Here is a 5,267-nt window from a genome sequence, read left to right on the forward strand (position 1 = left end):
GATTCATCTATACCAGCACGAGTCAAAAGACCGTCACAAGGCGCAAACCTCTCACCATACTTTTCGGCAAACTCATTCATGGTATTCACTAATTCTTTGATACCAATTTGGTCCATGTAGCGGAATGGACCACCTAAGAATGGTGGGAAACCGATACCAAAAATAGCACCGATATCGCCATCACGCGCACTACGAATAATCCCTTCATCTAAACAACGAACCGCTTCATTCAGCATTGGAAGAACGCAACGCATTGAAATATCGTTATCCGTCAGTTTCGATTCTGGAGAGAGTTTAAGCAGCTTATAAACGGATTTATCGACTTCTTTATCCTTACCTTTGTAAGTATAGAAACCTTTACCGCTCTTACGCCCTTTACGTCCGTCATTCAATAGAACATCAAAAACATCTGGGCCTTGGAAACGAGCACCCAACTCATTTACTAGTATTGGGATAATTTTCGCACCAATATCGACACCAACTTCGTCAAGAAGTGTGATTGGCCCTACTGGAAATCCAAAATCAAGCAAAGTGTTATCAAGCTTTTCAATTGGCTCACCTGCAAGAAGTAAGTGCGCAGCTTCATTCATGTAAGGCGCTAGAATGCGGTTCACATAAAAACCTGCACTGTCTTTTACTACTATCGGTGTTTTACCTTGTTTTTTCGCTAGTGCAACAACTGTTGAAATAGTCTCTTCAGAAGTCGTTTCATGCGGAATAACTTCAACCAATGGCATCTTTTCTACAGGGCTGAAATAATGCAGACCTATAACATTTTCTGGCCGTTCAGCCTTTTCAGCGATCTTATGAATCGGCAATGAAGACGTGTTTGTCGCAAAAATTGTGTCTGGTTTAGCGTTTTGTTCGATATCCGCCACCATTGACTGCTTTAACTCAAGGTCTTCAAATACGGCTTCAATGACGACATCAATTTTCTTAAAGCTAGTGAAATCAACGCCACCGGATAGCTGGAGCATTTTACTTTGTAGCCCTGCTTTAGTGATGATGCGACGCTTACGCTGCTTTTCAAACAACTTGTAGTTGTAGTTGAGTGCATTAAGCACTCCATCGTTAGACACATCTTTGATACGCACAGGCAACTTGGCTTTGGCAACACTCACGTGGCCAATCCCCGCTCCCATTAAGCCGCCACCAAGAACGCCTACTTTGGTCACCGCTTTTGGTTCGGCATCGCTACCATGTTCTTTTTTCATTTCTGTTGTCGCGAAGAAAATAGAACGTAATGCTTTAGATTCAGTCGTCATCACGAGTTGAGCGAATTTTTTCGCCTCAAGCTCTAGACCTTTTTCGAAACCATTTTCTAAACCGTGGCGAATCACTTCTAAAATGGCATCAGTAGCTGGGTAATTGCCACGTGTTTTTTGATTAGTTTTCTTCGAAGCTTGTTCAAAAATCACTTTACGACCTAAGCCGTTTCTTGAAATAAGCTTTTCTTTTGTTGTGATTTTTTGTTTAGAGGYAAGGCGCTTAGATGTTTTCTTACCAGCATTTTTTTCAACGAAAGATTTTGCGACATCTAACAAGACAGTGTTTGGCACACAAGCATCCACTACCCCGAGTTTTTTCGCTTTCTTAGCGCGAAGTTGCTTGCCTGTAAGAATAAGATCGAGCGATGGCAATAAACCGATTAAACGAGGTAAACGCTGAGTACCGCCAGATCCTGGCAACAAACCTAGTTGAACTTCAGGTAAGCCCAAGCGAGTTTTGTCTGAGTCACTACATACGCGATAATCACAAGCTAACGCTAATTCCAATCCGCCACCTAAACATGGACCATGAATAGCAGCAACAACAGGGTAAGGTAATTCAGAAAGCACTTGAAACATCTGTTGACCTTGGCGAGCCAAAGACTCAGCCTCATCAGCTGTTTTACATGCATCTAACATTCGAACATCTGCACCTGCAATAAAGTTGTCAGGTTTCAATGAATGAACGATCAATCCTTTTATGCTGCTTTGCTTTTCTTTTAACTGCTCAAAGATGGATTTCATATCTTCAGCGAAAGCAGCTTGTAAGGTGTTCATTTTTTCGTTTGGCACATCAATGGCTAGCCACGCTAAGTTTTGCTCATCAATGACTAGACTGAATGCTTTTGCATTTGCATTTGCCGACTCTTTTACTTCAGACATTATTCCGCCTCCAAAATCATTGCCGCACCAAGTCCACCCGCTGCACATGCAGTGTTAAGCGCTAAACCACCACCTCTGCGTTTCAATTCACGTAGGGTCTGAGTCATCATTCGAGCACCTGTTGCTGCGAATGGGTGACCATAAGCGAGAGAACCACCAAGAACATTGAATTTGTCCATGTCGATTTCACCAATCGCTTTTGAACGACCGAGTTTCTCTTGAGCAAACCTATCACACGCAAACATCTTCACGTTTGATAGTGCTTGAGCTGCAAACGCTTCATGCATATCAATTAGATCAAGGTCAGAAAGTTCCAAACCCGTATTTTCCAATACTTTAGCGGTCGCGTAAGACGGCCCCATGAGCATGTCAGATTCAACGCCTATAGCAGAAAAAGCATAGCCGCGAATATAACCCAGAACCTCTAAGCCTAGTTCCTTAGCTTTACCTTCGCGCATTAACATCACCGCAGCTCCGCCATCTGTTAATGGTGTGCTGTTTGCGGCTGTAACACTGCCGTATTGACGGTCAAAAGCAGGTCGCAATTTCGCATAACTTTCTAAAGTCGAATCTTGACGAATATTATTATCTTGAGATATCCACTTTTTGTAAGGCTGTGGGAAAGCCGTCATCACTTCGTCTTGAATTTTTCCATCTTTCCATGCTTGCGCAGCCAGAGTATGAGAGCGGTGTGCAAGTGCATCTTGCTCTTCACGGCTAATACCATGCGTCTTCGCCATTTGCTCAGCAGTTTGACCCATTGAAAGACCGGTCGAGTATTCTGCTACAGCCGGTGGTACTGGCATCAAGTCTTTAAAAGAAAGTGATTTGAGAATTTTTAGTTTCTGACCAACCGTTTTGGTTTTACTTAACGCAAGAAGGTTTGCGGCCAGTTTCTTGGATACACCAATAGGCAATACTGAAGAAGAATCTGCACCACCAGCAATACCTATATCAATACTGCCAGCCATAATACTTTCCGTCACATTCACAGCAGCTTGAAAACTAGTCGCACAAGCTCTAGTTACACTATACGCATCTGTGTTGATGTTCATTCCAGTGCCAAGCACTATTTCACGTGCAATGTTTGGTGCTTCTGGCATTTGGACTACTTGGCCAAATACAACTTGTTCAATAAGTGCAGGATCAATATCGGTACGAGCAAGCATTTCACTCACAACCATTTTCCCTAAATCAACCGCTGGCACTTGGCTAAATTCAGTGCTTTGACGAGCGAATGGGGTTCGTAATCCAGCGACAACGGCAACACGTTCACCAGAACGAGTTTTGAGTTCCTGTTTGCCCATGGTTTCTCCTYGAGATTAAGAGGTCTGACCTGAAGCATTGTAAAGAAGTTGTTAATAAAATCAAACAGGCGTTTAAGTAAACGTGATACGGGTACACGACAAGAAATTAGAAAGGTAACAAAAACGGAGAGCTACGATGAAAAAATAGCAAAAAAAAACCACACAATAATGTGTGGTCGGAATGTATATAAAGCAATTAACGTAACGCCAATTGAAATAATCAGTTTCCTGATTAGGAGAAAGTAAAGTCAGCCTTCAAAAGGAAGTGTCATCTTGCTCAACATGTTAATCAAAAATGACTAACTAGACGACAAGGTGTACTATAGCCTGTTCGAGGTCTTAGATTTTGAAGTAGATCAATTTTAATGTGATTTTACGATTTCCAACGCTTCATAACGTATAAAAAGAAACTATCCGCAGAGCAATATGGAGGCTCGTGTGTCGATAATTAAAATGTTTGGAAAGAAAACTGCCAAGCGTCCGGTCAACTCTGATATGGACAAACAAAGAAAATACGAAGCTCTTGTTCGAGCTTATCATCGTGACTTATTTCGCTACGCCTATTGGTTATGTAAAGATAAATCCATCGCAGAAGACTTAGTTCAAGAAACTTGCTTACGTGCGTGGAAGTCACTCGATAGCTTACAAGATGAAAAAGCCGCTAAATCTTGGCTCATTACTATTTTGAGACGAGAAAATGCAAGGCGCTTTGAACGCAAGCAGTTTGATCTGGTTGATATAGATGACCATGGAAATGATGCTAAAGTCAGCGATGACCCGCACCATCAACAAGTATGGTTACAAGCCCAGATCATGAAACTAGAAGTTGATTACCGTGAACCTCTATTCCTCCAAGTTATTGGTGGGTTTAGTGGAGAAGAAATAGGAGAGATCCTTGAACTCAACAAAAACACGGTAATGACTCGACTATTCCGAGCGAGAAATCAGCTGAAGGAAATGCTGGATTCTGAAGACACACTAAGGGGGCAACACAATGGATGATTTAGAATTCCGTCGTCGCGTTTTGTCAGATCCTAAACTGCGTAGTGAAGATATGCAGGCCGCAGCAAAAGACAATGAAGCCAACAGCAAATTTCTCGATGATGTATTGTCATTAGATAAACAAATAGCGAACGCTATGAATGTTGATGTGCCTGATGACCTTGCTGATCGTATTCTTTTCAACCAAACATCGAATGAAGAAAGTAACATTGTTCGCCCTAACTTTGCTAAACGAGCAATGGCTATGGCTGCTTCAGTGGCATTTGCATGTGGTTTACTTGTTGGGCAAGTTAACTGGGGCAATGTTCTCGTTACTCCTGCTCAAGCAAGTTTGGCAGACACAGCGATGAAGCATGTTGTTGATGAAAAAAGTTTTGTGAGTGTTCTGGACGAACAAGTCACATCACRGCAAATCAACGCAAAAATGCAGCCATTCGCTTACCAATTTGATGATGCGTTCCCTTACCATGTCTACTACTTAAACCACTGTGGCTTTGGAAAGTCCAACGCGATGCACATGGTTTTTCAAGGCGAAAAAGGTAAAGTCACCCTCTTTTTAACGGGTATTCCAAGTGACAAGTCTATCGACTTTGATGAGAAAGGAATGTCGGGGATGATCACCCCAATTAATGATAGCAGTATGATCCTTGTCGGCGAAGATGGTGAAGATGTCGCTAAGATCTCCGAAAAACTAAGTTCGATGATCAAACCTGCAATCTAATCCCCTATGAGGCTCGATACGTTTATTGAGCCTCTGACACCTAATAAATCAAAAAGTTCCCATTCACCAAACTAATAACCCTAGAGT

The 5,267-nt window shown here is 42.2% G+C and carries 4 protein-coding genes; 2 read left to right on the top strand and 2 right to left on the bottom strand.

The window, feature by feature from the left end; all coding sequences use genetic code 11:
• The coding region (fadJ, locus tag L4C33_RS19480; RefSeq protein ID WP_428814058.1) for a fatty acid oxidation complex subunit alpha FadJ at positions 1 to 2,150 on the bottom strand (2,150 nt) is incomplete at its 3' end.
• Positions 2,150 to 3,457 (bottom strand): acetyl-CoA C-acyltransferase FadI, encoded by a 1,308-nt coding sequence (gene fadI / locus L4C33_RS19485; protein WP_428814059.1) that lies wholly within the window; start codon positions 3,455 to 3,457, stop codon positions 2,150 to 2,152. The genes fadI and fadJ, both read right to left, overlap by 1 nt.
• Positions 3,458 to 3,910: 453 nt before the next feature.
• Between fadI and L4C33_RS19490 the strand changes: the two genes are divergently transcribed.
• Positions 3,911 to 4,459, top strand: coding sequence for a sigma-70 family RNA polymerase sigma factor (locus L4C33_RS19490; protein ID WP_428814061.1), 549 nt, complete (start codon positions 3,911 to 3,913; stop codon positions 4,457 to 4,459).
• Positions 4,452 to 5,180 (top strand): DUF3379 domain-containing protein, encoded by a 729-nt coding sequence (locus L4C33_RS19495; protein WP_428814060.1) that lies wholly within the window; start codon positions 4,452 to 4,454, stop codon positions 5,178 to 5,180. The genes L4C33_RS19490 and L4C33_RS19495 overlap by 8 nt, the downstream gene beginning before the upstream one ends.
• Positions 5,181 to 5,267: the final 87 nt, after the last annotated feature.

The sequence above is a fragment of the Vibrio makurazakiensis genome (genome assembly GCF_050337375.1).
Taxonomy (GTDB): domain Bacteria; phylum Pseudomonadota; class Gammaproteobacteria; order Enterobacterales; family Vibrionaceae; genus Vibrio; species Vibrio makurazakiensis.

Coding starts and splice junctions, on each gene's coding strand:
- fadI (WP_428814059.1), bottom strand. CDS start 3,457: ATGGGCAAACAGGAACTCAAAACTCGTTCTGGTGAACGTGTTGCCGTT.
- L4C33_RS19490 (WP_428814061.1), top strand. CDS start 3,911: ATGTTTGGAAAGAAAACTGCCAAGCGTCCGGTCAACTCTGATATGGAC.